General features: G+C 67.2%; 17 protein-coding genes. 3 read left to right on the top strand and 14 right to left on the bottom strand.

All coding sequences use genetic code 11. From position 1 onward, the window contains the following. The 5 genes from FVP33_RS02955 to FVP33_RS02935 all read right to left on the bottom strand — a co-directional run bounded on the left by FVP33_RS02955 (window position 1) and on the right by FVP33_RS02935 (window position 3,658). Window positions 1-456, bottom strand: coding sequence for a GyrI-like domain-containing protein (locus tag FVP33_RS02955; RefSeq protein ID WP_147782147.1), 456 nt, complete (start codon window positions 454-456; stop codon window positions 1-3). A 127-nt stretch (window positions 457-583) separates the two neighbouring features. Continuing rightward, complete coding sequence (locus FVP33_RS02950; protein ID WP_187270556.1) at window positions 584-1,492, bottom strand: GAF domain-containing protein; 909 nt, start codon at window positions 1,490-1,492, stop codon at window positions 584-586. A gap of 330 nt (window positions 1,493-1,822) precedes the next feature. Further along, complete coding sequence (locus FVP33_RS02945; RefSeq protein WP_147782145.1) at window positions 1,823-2,506, bottom strand: BON domain-containing protein; 684 nt, start codon at window positions 2,504-2,506, stop codon at window positions 1,823-1,825. A 75-nt stretch (window positions 2,507-2,581) separates the two neighbouring features. Continuing rightward, on the bottom strand, window positions 2,582-2,998 hold the full coding sequence (locus FVP33_RS02940) for a hypothetical protein (protein WP_147782144.1): 417 nt from the start codon (window positions 2,996-2,998) through the stop codon (window positions 2,582-2,584). Between the two features lie 66 nt (window positions 2,999-3,064). Next, a complete protein-coding gene (locus FVP33_RS02935; RefSeq protein ID WP_147782143.1) occupies window positions 3,065-3,658 on the bottom strand; it encodes a hypothetical protein in 594 nt (197 codons plus the stop codon). A 244-nt stretch (window positions 3,659-3,902) separates the two neighbouring features. On the opposite strand from FVP33_RS02935, the gene FVP33_RS02930 reads away from it, so the two are divergent. The 3 genes from FVP33_RS02930 (at window position 3,903) to FVP33_RS02920 (ending at window position 6,062) form a co-directional block, all read left to right on the top strand. Then, a complete protein-coding gene (locus FVP33_RS02930) occupies window positions 3,903-4,193 on the top strand; it encodes a hypothetical protein (protein WP_147782142.1) in 291 nt (96 codons plus the stop codon). Window positions 4,194-4,700: 507 nt separating this feature from the next. Beyond that, the gene (locus FVP33_RS02925) at window positions 4,701-4,967 is read left to right on the top strand and encodes a hypothetical protein (RefSeq protein WP_147782141.1); all 267 of its coding nucleotides are present in this window, start codon (window positions 4,701-4,703) and stop codon (window positions 4,965-4,967) included. 24 nt (window positions 4,968-4,991) lie between these two features. Then, window positions 4,992-6,062 (top strand): lysylphosphatidylglycerol synthase transmembrane domain-containing protein, encoded by a 1,071-nt coding sequence (locus FVP33_RS02920; protein ID WP_147782140.1) that lies wholly within the window; start codon window positions 4,992-4,994, stop codon window positions 6,060-6,062. On the opposite strand, the gene ftsH is transcribed toward FVP33_RS02920, so the two are convergent. The 9 genes from ftsH to FVP33_RS02875 all read right to left on the bottom strand — a co-directional run bounded on the left by ftsH (window position 6,004) and on the right by FVP33_RS02875 (window position 18,625). Next, complete coding sequence (gene ftsH / locus FVP33_RS02915; protein WP_147782139.1) at window positions 6,004-7,881, bottom strand: ATP-dependent zinc metalloprotease FtsH; 1,878 nt, start codon at window positions 7,879-7,881, stop codon at window positions 6,004-6,006. The two genes, FVP33_RS02920 and ftsH, sit on opposite strands and share 59 nt — an antisense overlap. 677 nt (window positions 7,882-8,558) lie before the next feature. Next, on the bottom strand, window positions 8,559-8,885 hold the full coding sequence (locus FVP33_RS02910; RefSeq protein WP_147782138.1) for an antibiotic biosynthesis monooxygenase family protein: 327 nt from the start codon (window positions 8,883-8,885) through the stop codon (window positions 8,559-8,561). 508 nt (window positions 8,886-9,393) lie between these two features. After that, window positions 9,394-10,605 carry an ABC transporter permease gene (locus tag FVP33_RS02905; protein ID WP_187270555.1) on the bottom strand — a complete coding sequence of 404 codons (1,212 nt, stop codon included), beginning with the start codon at window positions 10,603-10,605 and terminating at the stop codon, window positions 9,394-9,396. 5 nt (window positions 10,606-10,610) lie between these two features. Next, on the bottom strand, window positions 10,611-11,294 hold the full coding sequence (locus FVP33_RS02900) for an ABC transporter ATP-binding protein (RefSeq protein WP_147782136.1): 684 nt from the start codon (window positions 11,292-11,294) through the stop codon (window positions 10,611-10,613). A gap of 135 nt (window positions 11,295-11,429) precedes the next feature. After that, complete coding sequence (locus FVP33_RS02895) at window positions 11,430-12,941, bottom strand: APC family permease (RefSeq protein ID WP_246142147.1); 1,512 nt, start codon at window positions 12,939-12,941, stop codon at window positions 11,430-11,432. A 114-nt stretch (window positions 12,942-13,055) separates the two neighbouring features. Further along, the gene (locus FVP33_RS02890) at window positions 13,056-14,426 is read right to left on the bottom strand and encodes an alpha/beta hydrolase (RefSeq protein ID WP_147782135.1); all 1,371 of its coding nucleotides are present in this window, start codon (window positions 14,424-14,426) and stop codon (window positions 13,056-13,058) included. A 215-nt stretch (window positions 14,427-14,641) separates the two neighbouring features. Beyond that, window positions 14,642-15,805 carry an acyl-CoA dehydrogenase family protein gene (locus FVP33_RS02885; RefSeq protein ID WP_147782134.1) on the bottom strand — a complete coding sequence of 388 codons (1,164 nt, stop codon included), beginning with the start codon at window positions 15,803-15,805 and terminating at the stop codon, window positions 14,642-14,644. Window positions 15,806-15,951: 146 nt separating this feature from the next. Then, a complete protein-coding gene (locus tag FVP33_RS02880) occupies window positions 15,952-17,088 on the bottom strand; it encodes an FAD-dependent oxidoreductase (protein WP_281289358.1) in 1,137 nt (378 codons plus the stop codon). Between the two features lie 82 nt (window positions 17,089-17,170). After that, entirely contained in the window at window positions 17,171-18,625 is a 1,455-nt protein-coding gene (locus FVP33_RS02875; protein ID WP_246142146.1) for an NtaA/DmoA family FMN-dependent monooxygenase, read from the bottom strand. Window positions 18,626-18,800: the final 175 nt, after the last annotated feature.

Here is an 18,800-nt window from a genome sequence, read left to right as displayed (position 1 = left end):
TCAGGCCAGCGGGAACACGATTCGGGTGCGCCAGTTCGCCGGATCGGATTCGCCATCCGGACCCACCAGATACTCCTCGAACATGTCCTCGGCGGGAGTGAGTTTCTGATCCGCGATCCACGCGCTGATCTCGCCGTACGTCTCTGCGAGGGTGTCGTACGGTCCGGCATGCGTGGCCTCCACCGCGCTGCCGCCGGGCAGGGTCGCCACGACGACTCTGCCGGCCGGAGCCACCGCCCGCGAGACCGGGAAGCCGGCGGTCACGTCGATCGTGTCTGTCGGCATCCCGTGGTACAGGGCGACGGGAGGCCCGCCGGGGAATGCGCCCTGCTTGCCCATTTCGGCGGCTGCCTCGGCGAGGGCGCGGCCGAAGAAGTCGGTCAGCTCACTCATCGGAATGACCTCGTGCACCCCGTAGATTGTGCGCGGCTCAAGCTCGACTCGTTGGACGTTCATGGTGATGCTCCGCTTCTCGGTCACCCGCGGCACGGCATCGATCGACGCCGATGCCCTCAAACCTAGGCCGTTCGGCCGGGAACCACGAGGGACCTTCGGCCCCGGAACTGCCGGCTCGAGTGTCTGCTCAGAGGGCCGCGTGCGGTGTCGCGAGCGCGAGTGCCACCGTGGCAAGCTCGGCGAAGTCGGCCGTCATCTCGAGATCGGTACCGCCGAACGGTGGCGCCCCGGATGAACGCGCCACCAGCAGGATCGACACCGCCCGACTGGGAGCAGTGAGTGGTATCACCATGCCCGGCCCGAGCGCACCCTCCCGCAGGATGCTGAGTCCGACCTCCACACAATCGTCGATCAGGATCGGATGCCGACCCTCGAAGATGCCGCGCGCCCGTGTGCCGGGCACCGCGAGCACCGCCGCATCCAGGTCCTCCTCTTCGAGCCCGCGAACGGCGCTCACCACGAGCGAACCGGTGACCTGGCTCACCTGGAGCAACGCCACGAAGTCCGCGCCGGTCAGGCCGAGCAGCCGGTCGGTGAACAGGTCCATCGCCTCGCTGTCCGTACTCGTCACGAGGGCGGACGCCACCTCCGCCGAGATCGCCGTCCAGTCACGTCGGCGACGCACCTCCGCGAGCACGCGACCATGGTCAGCGGCGAGTGCGGCGGCCAGTGCCCATTCCTCGAGAATCCTCTCGTCGCGGTCGCTGAACAGACCGGACTCGTGGTTGCAGAGGTACAGACAGCCGAGAACCTCGTCGCCCACCGCGACCGGCACCCCCAAGATGCTCTCGACGGTGCGAAGCTCGGGGACGCTGCCTGACGCGTTGCCCGGCACGCTGAGCCTGATCGGCCGTGGATTGTCGAGAACGAGGTCCACGATGCCGAGCGGCGAGTCGAGAGTGCCGGTTGTATCAACCTGCTCGGGTCGGCCGACAGACACGAAGTTGGTGACAGCACCCTTCGGCGAAAACAGCGCGAGGGCACCGGAATCTGCGCCCCCTGCATCCACCGCAGCGGTCACGAGTCGTCTCAGCACGACGTGCAACGGAGCACCATCATCCGATGCAGCATCGATCCTCGTCGAATCGAACCGCCTGGCATCGGCAGCCGCAATAGCAGCAGCTCCAACGGCGGATCGACGACGCGCTCTGTCATCGGTCAGGGCCAACTGGTTAGACACGACTACTCCCGCCACTGGGCACACGGCGCCCCCGACGGTTCGGAGCCACCGGGGTCTTGGGTTACTCCCTTCCAGAGTACGTCCCACCTTGGGGAGACACCAGTGCCACATTTTGGCCCCGCTTCGAATTCACCTCGACCTTACGATTCCAGTGAGGCAGAAGCGATGTGCCTGCGCGGACTTCTCTCAGTAGCTCGGCTTGACCTTGATCTCGTTGTGAACGGACGTGACATGCGGCGACCGCCAGGCGGAGAGCGACGCCTGCCTCTTCTCCGCCCAGGACCTCACCTCCCCGGTGATCGTGGCCACCGTTCCGTCGATCGAGACGTGGATGTGGCTGGCGTCCAATTGAGCGTTGCGCACGATGGCACGGCGGATGCGTTCCTCCGTGTCGGATGCCGACGGCCGTCTGCTCAGCTCGATGCGGCTGTCGAGAAAGCGCACACCCGGCAGGTGTTCGACGTCTCGCCGCGCGCCTTCCCGCTGGTGATTCCACTCGACCTCGCCCTTGAGAGTGACGGTGCCGTCCCGCACCTCGACGGTGATCGCTCCCGCGGGGATCGCGGTGTCCCGTGCGAGCGCGTCCAACACGGCGTGAGCGACGTGCGTGTCGCTCTGCGCCGCCTCGTCCGCGAGATCCACGGTGAGGTCGTCAGCCACGCTCAGGACCCCACGGACCGCCATCGCGGCCTCGGTGGCCGCGATTCTCTCGGCAAATGTGCGCACCTCGCCGGTGAGAGTCACTACGCCGTCGTGCACGGAGACGCCGATACGGGCGGGATCCACCTCCGGATTCCACAACAGTTCCTCTTCGACCTCCTCTTTCACCGTGAGATCGTCGTTGCTCGGGGAGTTGGGTGATGTATTCATGCCGCAATGATGCGCGCGACCGGGCAGGCGGCGTAGGGAACAAAGACCCAAGCTTCCCGCTTCACCGGTAGGGGATCATCGCCGGTTTCGCTCGAGCGACCCAACCAGTCGCACGATGTAGAGCACCCCGCCGGCCAGGGTGCTGAGAACGCCGAGGCGGTAGACCCAGAGCAGCCCGAGGATTACCCCAGAGACCGGCGACGCCACGGTGCCCCCTACAGCCGGCTGAGGGCGCGCGGTCACGGCGAGGACAATGGTGAGAGCGCCGACGGCCACCGTGGCGATGATGGAGATCCAGGCCAGTCGAGGAACGCGAACCTTCGAGAGGAGACGCACGGCGACGCCGAGCACGACCACGCCCACCAGGGCGAGGCCGCCCTCGAGCGGGTCGATCAACCCGAGCACCAGAAGGGGAATGGCCACGGCCGCGAGCACCAAGGCGATGATTATCCGTGATCTGCTGGTCGAGGACGCGCTCGTCGGTGGGGTCATCTGCCAAGACTCGCACCCGCCAGGAGAGCCCCGGAGAGTCGAAGGTCCCGCCCCTGAGATGCGGGATCAGGAGCGGGGTGGCGCGATGGACCGCACCTCCGGATGCTCCTCGGGGAGGGCATGGCGTTCGCCGCCCCTCAGCAACGCCAGGTTTCGGGCCTCCCAGTCGCGAAGAGTCCGGCGTTGCGGCTCGACCGCCTTCCATTCCGCGCAGGTCGCCGTGGTCTTGCCGCAGGTGCACGAGTTGCCTCCGCTGTCCGCGTCCCGGTGCAGGCGTTCGACCCGCCAGAGCGCGGCCATGATCCGATCGTTCTGGCGCTGGGCGAGTTCGGTCTTTCTTTCGGACCGCCTGATGACCTCGGTCTCGACAAGATTGCGCGCGCCGCCGAGGTCTGAGCCCTCGAACGAGTCGGCAACGGATCGGGTGAGTTCGGCCACCCGCGCTCGGAGCTCTGCAATCGTGGCCTCGGCGGTACGCAGCTCGGAGGTTGTCTCGGCGACGTACCCAGCGTGTTGCTCCATCGCCTCGCCGTAAAGCTCGGACCACATCGCCAGGTGATCCGCATCGCGCTTTTCCGCCTTGTCCCCGCCGACGTGCCGCGCACAGAAGGCGCAGACGACCTGGTCGGTCGGCGAGGCGAACCTGAAGGGCTGAACCATGCGGCAGCAGCGACACTCCGCGTCGATTGCCACATGGAGTGGGTAGGGATGAGGCACATGGGCTCCTGCCGGCGTGGGTCGCTGGGAGAAGCGTATCGAGCGCGGGGGACGAGTGCCTCACGTCCTGGGGCCGCGCCGGCTCGACTGGCCGGACCAAAGTCCCGGAGGGCATCCCCCCTGTGGTCATACGGTGTGACTGAGCCGGCGCGTCGCGTCGCCTTCTCGACCCGAGACGGGAGTGGCGATGACTGCCGTGGCCGGCGAATGGATGCTCGAGGGTGTTGCCGTCGTCGAGGTCTCGAACATCCTCTGGAACATCCATGATCTGCACGGAACGGCCGACGCGCCACGCCAGCTGATGGGGAACGTCCGCAAGATCGGCAACCTCTACGGCGCGAACTCGGTCCGTTTCCCGTCCGAGCGCCCATACTTTGACGACTTCGACAGTGCGATCCGCTATGTTGTGCGGCTCGCCTCACTCGACGTCACCGTGCTGGAGGACGCTGGGCCGGATTCCGCCACCGCTCGTGCCTAGCCGTGTGAGCCATGCGCCCTCCGCCGGTGGGTCAACGGATGCGGCACGAGGCGAGCGTTCTGGAGAGAGCGCTGTATCTGATCGATGAGCTGCGAGGAGACCACGCGGAGCGTGGGCGCCGACAGGGCCGGCACGGGGGCAAACGGATACTCTGGATCGGGCAATTCGGCACTTCCCGGTGAAAAGACGTCGGGTTCGTCTCTCATGGTCACTGACCTCCTTATCGGAAATTCGTCAACGTGTGACGGCCATCGTGCCACCGGGGTCGGTCCTGCGACAGGGACTTAGGACACCGTGCCGGGCCGAGCGGGCCGCCGACCCGAACGACGCCGGCCGGCCGCGGAACCACCGTCGGTTCGCCCCCGTCCCCTTCGAGGGGGACCTAAGCCCCTAATCGGCCGGAGGATGTCCGGCAGGATCGAAGGTGCACGGCGGAGTGAGCATTTGCGTCCGCTCGGCCACATCTCCCCAGACACTCGGAGTGGAGCGAACCATGGACGTGGACTCGTGATCGGCTTGGCAGCAGCGACGCTCGGCGACACAGTACAGGAGCGCACCCCGGCGACCAGGAACACCCGGCCCGTCTGCATCCATCACGGCGGACGCAAGTTCGTCGCCTCAGCGGAGATGGCGGGGATCTTCTTGCATCACGCCCAACGGCTCATCGACGACGGTGACGCGCAACTCGTGCCGCTGTTGCATCGTGAGGGCGTTGAATTGCTCTTGATCACGGCCACCACTCCGCTCTCCGTTCATTTCGCCTCGCCGAGATAGCCCTGCCGCCGCCGAGAGTCCGCGATGAGGATACCGTCGGTTCGACTGGCAGCGCGGCAAGGTCAGGGCAGGTTACGGATTCCGATCTGGCTGCGGATCGGTGCTCCGACGGTGCTGCTGGTGATCGTCGTCTGGTTCATCGTCGTGCCGCAGTTCATCGCCGCGGAAGGCGCTCTGGACTCGCTAGCGCACGTCTCCCTGCCGCTCTCCGCGACCGCCGTGACGCTCGAACTCGCCTCGCTGCTGGTCTATAGTGCCCTCACCTCGTCCCTGCTCGGTGCGGAATCACCTCGCTACTTCACCCTGCTTCGCATCGACGTGACGGCGCTCGGTGTGAACCATGTCCTGCCCGGCGGCAGCGCCACTTCGGCGGCGACGCGGTTTCGGCTTCTCGGCAAGGCGGGAGTGCGCCCGGCAGACGCCCTCACCGCTGCCACGATCGAGACGACCGGCTCGAACATCGTGCTCGGTGTTGTGTTCGCGACCGGGATCGCGTTGTCCCTGAGGGAATTCGCCGAAAACGACTACTACGTCGCGGCCGCCTCCACCGTGCTCGCGCTCCTTGTCGCGGCGGCAATCGCGGTGTGGGCGCTCACGAGGCACACCGATCGATCAGTCCTCGCCGCGCGGTGGGTCGCCCGACGGATGCCGATCGTCACCGAGGATGCCGCGGAGCGATTTGTGCGCACGATGGCCCGCCGGGTGCGCGAACTGCTCACCGACCCAAGGCGGATGGCCGTCGTTCTCTCACTGGCGGTGGCCAATTGGCTCCTCGACGCCGCCGCGCTGGGGGTGCTTTTCGTGGCATTCGGGCATCCGCTCGGGCTCGGGCCTCTGCTCACGGTGTACGGGGTCGGCAGCATTCTCGCCCTGTTGCCCATCACACCCGGCGGGCTGGGGATCGTCGAGGGGGTACTCGTTCCGGCGACGGTCGCGTTCGGTGCCCCGCGTTCAACGGCTCTCCTCGCAGTGATCGGATGGCGCCTGCTCCAGTACTGGCTTCCGATCCCGCTGTCCTTTCTTGCCTACCTCTCGCTCACGCTCGACGGCGCTGGTCGCCGGCGCCGGTCACGGTCGAGCTCTCCGCCGCAATGAGGTCGTAGACGACGCTGCCGTCGACCGTTTCGCGCTCGACGAGCAGAGACGACAGCAGGTCGAGAACCCGGCGATGGTCGGTGATGAGCTGGATCGCGCGGGCCTCGGCCTCCCGCAGCAGTCGGGCCACCTCGCTGTCGACGGTTGCCTGCGTCTCATCGGAATACGGCCGGTCGAAGACCGAACCGCTTCCGTTGTCGGCTCGTGAGTAGCTCACCGGACCAAGGCGCGGTGACAGGCCGAACTCCCGCACCATCCTCGTCGCCAGGGCAGTCGCCCCCAGCAGGTCGTTGCTCGCGCCGGACGAGCCCTGGCCGAAGGCCACAATCTCCGCGGCCCGACCGCCGAGCCGCACGGCCAGGTCGTCGGCGAGGTAGTCCTGACCGTAGAGGTGGCGCTCGACCTCGGGCAACTGATGCGTGGCGCCCAGGCTCTCGCCGGCCGGCAGGATGGTGATCTTGGAGACGGGGTCGGCCCGGGGGCACAGCGCGGCCACGAGGGCGTGTCCGGACTCGTGAACGGCGATGGCCTCCTTCTCCTCGGGAAGCAGCACCGTCGAGTTGTCCCGGCGTCCCAACACCAAACGATCGCGGGCGGCGTCGAAATCGGCCTGGGTGATGCTGTCGCGGGAGTTTCGCACGGCCTCAATCGCAGCCTCGTTCGCGAGATTGGCCAGGTCGGCACCCGAGAAGCCGGGAGTGCCGCGCGCGATCACGTCGAAGTCCACGCCCGTCTCGATCGGCTTGCCCAGGCAGTGGACCAGGAGGATGGCGCGCCGTTCGGAGACCATCGGAAGCGGCACGCTGATCCTGCGGTCGAAGCGCCCCGGGCGCAGGAGGGCGGCATCGAGCAGATCCGGCCGGTTCGTGGCGGCGAGCACCACGACGCCGCTGGCGGCGTCGAAGCCATCCATCTCGGCCAACAGTTGGTTGAGCGTCTGCTCGCGCTCGTCGTTCGACACGAACGACGTCGTGCCGGATCGCCGCTGACCGATGGAGTCGATCTCGTCGATGAAGACGATTGCCGGAGCCCGGCTGCGCGCCTCCTTGAACAGGTCGCGAACGCGTGAGGCCCCGACGCCGACGAACATCTCGACGAAACTCGATCCGTCGACCGAGAAGAACGGCACTCCCGCTTCGCCGGCCACCGCGCGCGCCAGCAGCGTCTTGCCGGTGCCCGGCGGACCGACCATGAGGGCACCGCGGGGGATCTTCGCCCCCAGTCTGCGAAAACGATCGGGCGTCCGGAGAAAATCGACGATCTCCGTAACCTCGGCCTTCACCCCCTCGTATCCCGCGACATCCGCGAAAGTGGTCCTCGGTCCGGTCGATTCGAACAGCTTGCCCTTCGAGCGGGCGAACCCGAACAGTCCCTGGGCGTCTCCCTGTGCCCTGGACATGCGCCACCACAGCCAACCGAGCAGCACAAAGGGAAGCAGCGTGAAGGCCCAACCGGCGAGGGTCGACCAGATCGACGAGGTCGCGGCCGGAACGGCGGTCACATCCACCTTCTGCGCCTTGAGCGTCTCGAGTAGGGGCTCGTCGATGACCGGGATTGCAGTGGTGAACAACGTGCCGGACACGTATTTGCCCGCGGCCGCGCCGTCCGTCGAGATCGACACCTCGGAAACCTTGCCTGCCTCGACGGCCGTGATGAACTTGGAGTAGCTCAGGTTCTCGGCGGAGGACCCGGGCAGAGCGATCGAGAAAAGGTAGACACCGGCGGCGATCAACAATACGGAGAGCGCCACCCAGCGGATCCACTGGTGCCTGCCGAAGAAGCCCGGCTTTCGCTGGTCATTCGAGTCGGGGGCATCCATTGTTCAAGACTGGCGGCAGGCGTGCGACGGCGTACGGTCCAAAGTCCCTCGAATGCGCCGGACCGCGCACGCTGCCAGCGGAAGAATTCTCCGCGCGGTCCGTCGTCACCGAGCGTGCATTCGATGCCCCGGGCGCCCTCCTCGACCGTCCACCAACACGCGTTTCTCCGGAGGTTCGGTTCACGGCGGCCCGAATTGCCGCCTACAAGCCCGAATCCGGCCGGCCGAGCGCCGAAGCTCCGGAGAAGCGCGTGGGCAGCACGCGGGGCGCAGGGTGGGCGCGACGGGGCGCGCGGTGCGACCACGGCACCCGGCTCCGCCGCGCGCGGAAGCCCCCCGCGGACGCATCCAACACGCGTTTCTCCGGAGGTTCGGTTCACGGCGGCCCGAATTGCCGCCTAAAAGCCCGATTCCGGCCGGCCGAGCACCGAAGCTCCGGAGAAGCGCGTGGGGCGCGACGGGGCGCGCGGTGCGACCACGGCACCCGGCTCCGCCGCGCGCGGAAGCCCCCCGCGGACGCATCCAACACGCGTTTCTCCGGAGGTTCGGTTCACCGCGGCCCCGAATTGCCGCCTACAAGCCCGATTCCGGCCTGCAGAACGTGGATGCTCCGGAGCAGCGCGTGGGCAGCACGGGGCCGCCGCGGGGCGCGAGGGGCGCGGGGCGCGACCGGGACGTCAGCGCGATGTGCCGCCGGCGGTCTCGTACGACCACAGTTCGCTGCTGACGCCGACGTGCGCCGGAGCCGACCCGCCGGATCGCTCGGCCTCGCTGCGATGACCGTGGCCGAACGCGGGCGAATTCACCCAGGACTGGAACGATTCCTCGTCCGACCAGCGAGTCACGACCAGCCAGGTGGTCCGGTCGTCGGTGGGCTTGAGGAGTTCGAAGCCCTCGAAGCCCGGTTGATCGTCGACCGCGCCGGCACGGGCGGCGAACCGTTGCGCCAACTCGTCGCCGCTGTCGCTGGGAACCGTTATGGCGTTGATCTTGATGACAGTCATGGGGCTTCTTTCTTGCGTCGGTTCGGGGTGTTAGACCACTCTGGCATCGCCCGCTGCGAGTTTGGTGGCGACGACCGCCTCCATTGGGCCCTGTCCATTGACAATTGGTCGGGTTCAGCGCGATACTCAGCAGTATTCGGGGGAGGGGGTTTCCTCCGGACCGCGCCCACCACTGTCGCGACCGCACGTCCGTCGCGACGCCGCAGCATCCGTTTGCCATTGGTAGTGAAGGGGATCACTGTGCAGGCTGCATTCTTCGGGGAGACCGGGCCCATTCGCACGCCGGTGCGAGGCGGGGTCCGGGACGCGGATGCCCAGCCGACCGACGACGAGGGAATTCCCGCACACGCGGAGGCTCGAATGCGGGCTCGGTCAGTGACCGAGCCCGCACCCGTCCTCCACGAGGACACGCCGTGACAGACCCGAACTGGCTCGGCGTGCACCAGTATTCAGCATCTGTTCACCTCCACGCAACCACCGCGTGACGTCTTCCGCCGAACGGCGGTAATCAGGTGCCCCAGATCGCGTCGAGGATCTTCATCCGCATCGCCCGCACCGCCGGGATCAACACCGAAACGACGGCAACGGCGACGAGCACGCCCATGTTCCTGGCGGCCTCCTGGGCATCCAGAACGAGGGTGACCGGTCCATTGGGGAACTGGAACGGGTGGCTCTGCACGAATGGCGTGAGGGCGAACACGAACACCGCGAGGCCGACGAGGGTGCCGACGATCGCGTTCACGACGGTCTTGATCACGTAGCTGCCGACCATCGCCGTGGCGGTGATCCCGATGGCCCGTTCGATGCCGATCTGCCTCCGCCGATTGACGAGATCGACATAGGTGATGATGAAGACGGTGATGGCGGCGACAAGGAGAGACATCGCTCTCATAATGTTGTTGATCAGGTCGAAGGTGTCGATCTGATCCTGGATGGCCGCCGTCAGTTGCTCGGGAGTCTGGAGGTTCACCCCGGTTCTCAGCGGCTCGAGGCGCACCTTCAGCGCGCCGGACGAGACCCCGGCGTCGGCCTTCACGTAGATCGCCGTCGCACGATCCGGCGCTCCCGGAAGGATCGCCGCCGCCGCGGCATCGCTGATGAACGCCCCCTGGTCCGAAAGCGGGAACCGGTTCTGGTAAATGCCCCGCACGGTGAACGGGCGGGTCACCCCGCCCGCGAGGGTGACGGTCACGACGTCGCCAGCGTGCACGGTCTTGAGGGAACGCGAGTACGTGCGCTCGTGAGTCCTGTCTGCGCCCGCGACATCCACCCCGAGCACGATGCCGGTCGTGTCGGCGCTGCGGAGGAAGGAGCCCTCGATGAGGTGGCCGGGAGTTGTGAATACACGGCGATAGCTGGACGGGTCGATCGCATCGACCGACCACGCGTTCGACTCGCTGCCGTGGCTGATCTGGGTGCCCACCCGCGTCGTGGCCGTCGCCGCTCGCACGCCATTCGTCCGCTCGATTTCGGCGAGCAGCGCTCCCGGATTGTCGATGGTGCCGGCTCCCGCAGAGGCCGTGATCACGAGGTCGCTCGTGACGGTGTTGATCACCTGGTCGTCGATGGTGCGCACCGCGCCCCGGATGAGCGCGGGCAGAAAGAGCACGTCGACGAAGATGAGGGCCATCAACAGGATCGTCATGGCCGTGACACCGAAATTGCCGCGAATGAGTCCCTTGAACGCCAGGAAGACGGCAACCCTGAGGGAACGCCCCACCCGCGTCATCCGGCCGGCTCCGGCTCGTCCACGAGCTCGCCGTCACGCAGGTGGATCATCCGCGACGCGTACTGGCCGTCGTCCGGATCGTGGGACACGAAGAGGATGGTGACGCCCAGTTCGGCGTTCAGTCTCGTGAGAGTCTGCATGACCTCCTGCCCGGAGAACGAGTCGAGGTTCGCCGTCGGCTCGTCCGCGTAGATCGCCGACGGCTCGTTCACGAGTGCTCTCGCGATGGCGACGCGTTGCTGTTCGCCGCCGGACAGCTCCTTCGGACGGTGGGCGACGCGCGCATCCAGGCCGACGAGCTCGAGCAGACTGCGCGCTCGGGCGTGATAGTCCCGGGACCTGCCCCCGCGCATCATCGCCGGGAGAAAGACGTTCTCCTCGGCAGTGAGCTCCGGGATGAGGGCGTACTCCTGGAACACGTAGCCGAGGCGGTCGAGACGAAGCGCGGATCGTCGCGACTCGGAGAGCGACACCACATCAAGACCGTCGAAGATCACGCGACCGGCGGTCGGCTTGTCGATCAGGCTGAGTTGGCGCAGGAGCGTGCTCTTGCCCGACCCGCTCCGACCGCTGATGCACACCATCTCGCCGTCGTCCACGGCGAACGAGACGTCTCGCAGGGCGGTCACCTTCACCGTGCCGAGGGTATAGATCTTCGAGACGTTCTCGACTCGAATCATCTCTCATCCCCTCACGCCGGCCGCGGCGGGATCCCCTGAGCGACGCCCGATGCCGCTAGGTTACGAGCGCGCGGCGCTGGCTGCCCAGTGCCGAAAGTCCCCGCCGGGTGGCGCGAGCGAGTCGCCCGACCGGGCCTAGTCGCCCTCCACCACGGGGATGCTGCCGGTCAGTTCGTCCGGCAGTTCGAGAGGCCGTCGGCTGAAGTACCGGCTGCCCTTGCGCCAGAACACGATGATGGGCACGATGCCCAGGGCGAGAGCGCCGAGACCGATGACGATGACGATCGTGGGCAAGGAGGGAATCGAGACCCCGAAGATCCAGGCCATGAAGAGGGCACCGATCGCGGGCCACAGTCCGATGAAGATGAAGTTCTTCACCGACTTGAAGATCACGTTGCGGTAGGCGACCACGACCGCGATTCCGGCCAGGGCGTAGTAGAAGGCGATCTGCAGCCCGATGGAGCTGATCGCGTCGCTGAGGATCGTGCCGATGCTGCCGAGGAAGTTCGAGCCGATGAACAGGATGAGCGACACCCCCGTCACCACGACAGTGGCGAACGCCGGGGTGCGCCAGGTCTTGTGGGACCGGCCGAATGCCTTCGGGATCGTGTGGTCGCGGCCCATCGCGAACAGGGTGCGGGTGACCTGGATGAGCGTCGTCTCCAGCGTCGCAATGGTCGACAGCATGACCGCGAGGATGAGGAGTTTGCCCCCGATGCCCGGCCAGATCTCGTCCCCGAGCACGCCGAGCACGTTGCCGCTGTTGGCCTGGATCGTCTTCGCCGGGAGCACCTCGAGGATCGCGACGGTGAAGACCTCGAAGAGCAGGAAGACGATGATCACGCCGACGATGCCGCCGACGCCAGAACTCTTGTGGCCGTTCTTCGTTTCCTCACCCAGGTTGGAGCTCACGTCCCAGCCCCAGTAATAGAACGCCGCGATCAGGGCGGCCGCCACGAAGGCCCCCGTGCCCTGGAAGTGGCCGAATCCGAGCCAGCTCCAGGAGAAGGAGGGACCGGCATGCGAGCCGGTGGCGGCGTGCACGATCGCGACCACGGCGAAGATCGCGAGAATCGCCACCTCCACGGTCGACATGATCCACTGGGCCCTGGCTGTGATCCGCACCCCTACGAGCACGCACGCGGCCATGATGAGGAACCAGATCGCGCCCACCCCGGTGACCAGGGGCACATTGCTGGTGCTCTCCGGGCTGAACAGGGAGACTGTCGCCGCACCGGCGGGCAGGGCGCCCGCCACCATGAAGATCGTCGCTGATACCACGACCGCCCAGCCGGAAAGAAAGCCGAGAATCGGGTGCAGTGCACGACCAACCCACGAATACGCCGCGCCGGCGTGCACGTCCGCCCTGCCCAGATAGGCGAACGCCCAGGCGATGCCGAGCATTGGCAGTCCGCACCACAGCAGCGCGGCCGGACTCGCAAGACCGGCCGCCGCCACAAGGGCGGCGGTGGTCGCCGCGATGGAGTACGCCGGGGCACTCCCCGCGACTGCCATCACAATTGAACCGGCTGCGGAAACTCCGTCGGCCAGAAGGGTGTGCTCCGGGGTGTGCTCCGGTTCGGCCACCTCAGTGGGGCTGTTCTTCGTCATGTGATTCTCCGTCACGTCGTCGGGATTGAGATCCATCGTGAGGAGACGATATCAGGCCTAATGCGCACCGACGGGGACGTTCGACCTCCAAAAAAGCAAGCCTGTGAGGGCTCTCAGAAAGGCGCCGGGTTTGGGAAGAAGGCCCAGCATTCACTGGGTCTGAGGCGGGACCACCACCGGTTCGAGCCCCCATCGCGGGTAGAGCAGCGGCAACGCCATCGGCAGGCCATAGATGATGGCATCCGACCGGTGGCCGATCCCCTGTCCGACGAAACGTGCTGTCGTCATCCCGGCCGTCTTCGCCGCCGCTTCGGCCGTCGCGCCCTCCGGCCCGTAGTAGGAGTCGGCCGACCCGTCGGTGAATACGGCGAGAGTGTCTGTGTAGTGGTTCGCCTTCATGATGGTGAGCGGTTGTTCAGCGGTGTACGCCGCCGCATCGCCGCCGAAGCCCAGGCGGATCGTCGTGGCCACTCCGCCGAGCGATGGGCCGATCTCACCGGAGATATCGACGATGGATCCGAAGACGTCGGGATGCTTCGCCCCGAAAGAGAGAGCACACTCGCCTCCGTTGGAGTAGCCGCCGACCGCCCAATTGACTCGGCCGCTCGCCACGTGGAGGGTTGAGCGAACGTAGTCCACCACGTCGGTCATGACGTAGGTGTGCACCTTTCCCGCCGGAGAGTCGATGCACAACGGATTCTTGGTGGGACTGCCGATCTGGTCGATGGTGAGAACGATCGGGCCGAGTCCGTGGTGGGCGGCGGCGAACTGGTTGAGGGTCGGGAGATAGCGGGTGCTGCTGTCCGGGCCGCCTGGTTGCCCCATCATCAGGATGAGTACGGGAAGCGGCGGGGGATTGGCGACGAGCGCCGCGGGCGGCAGGTAGAGGTAGGCCGGGCGGGCGACGAATCCGGAGGCAGTGGCCGGAATCACCACTGTGCCCATCTTGCCGACGGCCGGCATGTCGGCCGGCGCCCGCCAGATCTGCCACAGGAATTTCGGTGGACCGGGCGTCACGGATGCCCGAGGCGTCGGCGCAGAACTGGGCACCGCGAGGGCGGGTGCCGTCTGCACCCCGAGCAGGGATGCGAGCGTCGGGTTGAGCCCGTAACCCGCGTTGATCCCCACGGCGGCGGTCACCATGAACAGGGCGATGGAGCAGCCCGCGATCACCTTCCGCCACCATCGCCCCCTGCCGAAGTTGACGACCGCGACGCCGATCCCGGCGAAGGCCCCGACCACCCAGGCCCGCGTGTCGGGGTCGAGCGGCAGTCCGAAGACGTTGAAAACGACCTCGGTGAGAACGAGAACAATGATCCCGACCGCCGCGCCGCTGGCCGTTCCGATGGCCACGATGATGGCCCAGCGACGCACGGGGTGGGCCCGCGGCATCCGCTGGCCGAGGGGAATCGCCCGCGACACTCGGCGGAACACCAGATACCCGAGTGCGAGCACGCTCGCGACGACGAAGGAGACGACGACCGGTCCGTCGATGATGTTGGTATCGAGAAACGAACCCATTCGAGAGAATTGCCCTTCGTTCGGCCACGGAGATTCAGCGTTGAATTATCCGTCCCCGAGGCGAGCGCACGAGAATCGACCCGCTGCCGCACAGCTTTTTCTCAGCGGCTCCCATTGCGCGCCCGGAACCGCGTGCCCGTTCGGGACGCGGGGCGCGCCTCGGCCCATTGCGCTCGCGAGGCCGACCGGCCGAGCGGGGCCCGACTGGTCGTGCTTTACAACCCGAGGTCCCGGGCGATGAGCATGAGCTGCACCTCCGTGGTGCCCTCGCCGATCTCGAGGATCTTGCTGTCCCGGTAGTGTCGGGCCACGAGGTAGTCGTTCATGAAGCCGTAGCCGCCGTGGATCTGGGTGGCATCCCGCGCGTTGTCCATCGCGGCCTCCGAGCCGACGAGCTTCGCGATCGACGCCTGCTTCTTGAAGGGTTTTCCGGCGAGCATGAGCGCGGCCGCGTCGTAGTAAGCCGTTCTGGCGACGTGCGCGCGCGCCTCCATCCTCGCGATCTTGAAGGCGATGCCCTGGTTGGCCCCGATGGGACGACCGAACGCTTCGCGCTCCTTGGCATACCTGACGCTCTCATCGACGCAACCCTGCGCGGCCCCGACGCTCAGCGCGGCGATCGCGATTCGTCCCTCGTCGAGAATCTGCAGGAAGTTGGCATAGCCGCGGCCGCGTTCACCGAGCAGGTTCGCCTCCGGCACTCTCGCGTCGACGAAGCTGAGGGGATGGGTGTCGGACGCATTCCAGCCCAGCTTGTTGTATGCCGGCTCGGCCGTGAATCCCGGGGTCGACGTCGGCACGAGGAGCGTGGAGATTTCCTTCTTGCCTCGGGCGTCCACCCCCGTGACGGCGGTCACGGTCACGAGTTTCGAAATCGTGGTTCCCGAGTTGGTGATGAACTGCTTGTTGCCGTTGATCACCCAATCGCCGCCCGCCAGCTCCGCGCGGGTCCGCGTGCCGCCGGCATCGCTCCCCGCGTCGGGCTCGGTGAGGCCGAAGGCCGCGAGGGCCTCGCCACTGGTGAGCTGCGGCAGCCACTCTTCCTTCTGCTCGGCGTTGCCGAATCGGAAGATGGGCATCGCGCCGAGCGACACGCCTGCCTCGAGGGTGATCGCCACGCTCTGGTCGATCTTGGCGAGTTCCTCGAGCGCGAGGCACAGCGCAAAGTAGTCGCCGTCCATTCCGCCGAACTCCTCCGGGAATGGCAGCCCGAAGAGGCCCATCTCGGCCATTCCGGCGACAACCTCGTAGGGGAAGCTGTGCTCCTCGTCGTGCTGCGCTGCGACGGGCGCGACCACGGTCCTCGCGAAGTCCGCGACGCTGTCGATAAGTTGCTGGTACTCGTCGGGGAGATTCCCCGTCGTCAGGCCTTCGGTCATCGTTGACCTCTCATGGATGTGTTTCTCGTGAGACTTCAGTTAGGAAGCGTTAACTGTAATGCACAGGTTAGCAAGCATTAACTGAAAAGCCCAGCGGTCGCGACTACCCGTCGGGCGCTGCGGCGCAAACGACCCAGATCGGTGAGTCAGCGCCGCGCGTCGAGGGCGAAGGGTCTGGGTGCCGAGGAGACACCATCGGCAAGGTCGGCGAGGATCCGGCCGACTGTCGGCGTGAACTTGAACCCGTGACCGGAGAAGCCCGCTCCGACGACGACGGGGCCGACGGCATCCAGCACGAAGTTCGAGTCGAGGCTCGTCGTGTAGGTGCAGCTGATGGGCACGAGATCGTGCGGATCAACGCCCGGGAGCCACTCCTGCGCGTAGCGCTGCAGGGCGGCGAGCTGCACCGGCTCGGGCGAGAAGGTGCGGGAATCCGGGTCGGTTTGCGGGCCGACCCCGTGCCAGCCGGCCTTCACCCCCTGTCCTGGTGTGAACATGCCGTAGATCGGCGACGGCCAGAAGGCGTAGTCGGCGTCCTCGGGATCGGGTGAGTGGTTGAAGCCGGGCCAGTCGAGGGTGTCGTCCAGTACGCGGAAGTGTGCAGGTTGCTCCTGGGTGACCACGAGCCGGGGGAGGGGAAGGATGCCGGTAAGCAGCTTCGTGGTCCAGGCGCCGACGGTGACGACGACCCGGCGCGCGGTGATGGTTTCGACCGCACCGCTGACGGTGTCCTCCACGCGGAGACGGACCTCGTCGTCACCCAGCACCGTGAGCTCCAGCACCCGGCGGCCGTGCAGCACCTCGGCGCTGTGATCGACCGCTGACCGCTGCAGGGCGGCGACCGAGCGCTCGGCGTGCAGCCGACCCGCCTGCGGGGTGAACAGCACCTCGCGGTCGAATCGAATTCCCGGCCAGCGTCGCCCGGCCTCCCCGGGCGGCAGGAACTCCGCGGGGATGCCAGCGCCGTCGAGCGCCCGCTTCACCTCGGCGAATGCCGGATTCGCGCCGTGGTTGACGATTCCGACGAGATCGAGCAGGTCGTCGCCGGTCTCCGTCTCCAGCTCTCGCCAGGCGGGCAGGGCCTCGGCGAGCATGGCGACATACGTGGGGTCGGCATAGGAGACGTTGAAGTTGCGGGATGCCCCGTGCGAGGCTCCGTTCAGGTGACCCGGCGAAAAGCGCTCGAGGAGCGTGACCTGCCGGCCGCGGCGGGCAAGCTCTCGGGCGGTGGCGGAGCCCATGGCGCCGCCGCCGACGACCACGACATCCGCGGGGTATGGCACTCGTCAGGCCTGCCGTGCCGCGCGCGCGGTGGCGGTGATGGGGGAGTCGGCGGACATCGCGGCCTTTCGTGGTGGGCGAAACCTAGCGTTTGCGGAGTAACGGCGAGCGCTCACTCCCGAACGCGGCCGACCTCAGGGTGTTGGCGGGGCGAGGAAGGCCGAGATTTTCCCTGAGCGTCGCCCCAGCATAGTTCTCGGGGAAGACGCCGCGGCGTTTGAGTTCGGGGATGACGAGCGCGGTGAAGGCCTCGAATTGGCCGCCGAGGTAGGCGGAGAGGACCGTGAATCCGTCGGTTGCCGAGGCGAGGAACCAGGATTCCAGGTAGTCCGCGACGTCGATGCCCGATCCGACCAGCACGGGCGCGGCGACGGCGTGCGCCACGAGGAGGTGCCGGTAGGTCACCGGGCGATACCCTCCGATGGTGCGACCGGAGCGCGAGTTGACGAGCGCGACGAGTTCGGCGCCGAGCGGGCTGAACCTCGCCGCGATTGTGGCAGGCACGGCCTCGTCGATGATCACCCCGTTGAGGGACACTCCGAGCACGCCGGCGAGGCGGCGGATCGTGCGATTCGCGGGGAGGGCAACTCCCGCGTCCACGCCCGCGGCCGTCTCGACCGGTACCAGGCCCACCAGGTCGTCGTAGATCTTCCAGGCCTCCTCCCGCGTCTCGGCCACGATGGGCAGAATCGGTGTAATCAGGAGGAAGTGGGCGGGGTCGCGCCCGAGATACCGCGCCTGCTCCTTGGTGGCCCGATAGACGTCGATCGCCTCGGCCAGGGAGTTCGGCGCGAGGAAGGAGATGTCGGCCTGACGCGCGGCGAGGGCACGGGCGCCGGGCGCACTGCCGACCACCGAGACGATCGGGTGACCCTGCGGCGGCCGCGCGACGTTCAGCGGGCCCGCGGAGGAGAAGTGCCGCCCGACATAGCCGAGCTGGCGCACGCCCTCGTGGTCGATCAGCCGGCCGGTGGCGGCATCCGCGACGAATGCGTCGTCGTCCCAACTGTCCCAGAGACCGCGAAGAATCTCGATGAATTCGCCGGCGGCCTCGATGCGGTCCTCGTCCGGATGCACGTTCGTCCGGCCGAAGTTCGCCGCCGAGCGCGGCTCGGCGCCGCTGGACAGCGAGAGTCCGGCACGCCCGCCGCTGAGGAGGTCGATCGACGCGGATGCCCGAGCCGTCGAATACGGCTCGGAGTGTGCCGACGTCACGGTCGCGATCAGTCCGATCCGTTCCGTGACCGCGGAAAGGTAGCTGATGGCCGCCAGCGGCTCGATCCGTGCGAGCAGATACGGATCCGTCAGTTCGAATTCCGGCCCGGTCGCGAGCCAGTCACCGAAGTAGAGAAAGTGGAGCCCGGCCGACTCGGCGGTCAGCGCCAGGGAACGGAGCACGCGCGGATCGCCCGCCGGATCCCGGTGCGCGTCCGGATGCCGCCAGCCCGAGGGCCACGCCCCGAGGGTGCGCACCGTGGCCCCGACGACCATGGTTGCACGACGTACCGGAGCATCCCTTCTGCTGTCACTCTGACTCATCCTCCGACCGTAGACACCGGGCAGTCGCGATGCTCGCCACGGGTCACATTCGGTAAACCACCGACTCAATTCGCAACAGGGCTGGACAGGACTGCCATTCAATCGCCATCGGTTGACGACCGGCGCACCCGCGAACGGCTCAGCCGGTAGCAGGCTCAGCCGGTTTAGCAGCCGC

The sequence above is a fragment of the Lacisediminihabitans profunda genome (genome assembly GCF_008040105.1).
Taxonomy (GTDB): domain Bacteria; phylum Actinomycetota; class Actinomycetes; order Actinomycetales; family Microbacteriaceae; genus Lacisediminihabitans; species Lacisediminihabitans profunda.
Note: the sequence above shows the minus strand (reverse complement) of the source record. Positions and strands in the feature narration are given on the sequence as shown.